1 rRNA gene is annotated in these 314 nt (G+C 47.8%); it reads right to left on the reverse strand.

The features are described from left to right. Positions 1-165 (reverse strand): 16S ribosomal RNA (locus WH37_RS05345); the annotation flags it as partial. Positions 166-314: the final 149 nt, after the last annotated feature.

Here is a 314-nt window from a genome sequence, read left to right on the forward strand (position 1 = left end):
GTTTCCGAATGTTATCCCAGTCTTACGGGCAGGTTACCTACGTGTTACTCACCCGTCCGCCGCTAAGCAACGTGTTTCCCGAAGGAAACACTTGCTCCGCTCGACTTGCATGTATTAGGCACGCCGCCAGCGTTCGTCCTGAGCCAGGATCAAACTCTCCATTTAGGTGGTGTTTGACTTGCTCATTACTTTTTTTGTATCGCTTTACATTAACCTAAGTTAATGTGGCAGTTTCACTCGTTGTTCAGTTTTCAAAGAACAATTTCTCTTGCTTGCGTTTCGTTCGTGTCTGCCGTATGTCTCAGCGGCGACTC

Origin of the sequence: Paenibacillus algorifonticola, assembly GCF_000971975.1 — a bacterium.
Lineage (GTDB): Bacteria > Bacillota > Bacilli > Paenibacillales > Paenibacillaceae > Pristimantibacillus > Pristimantibacillus algorifonticola.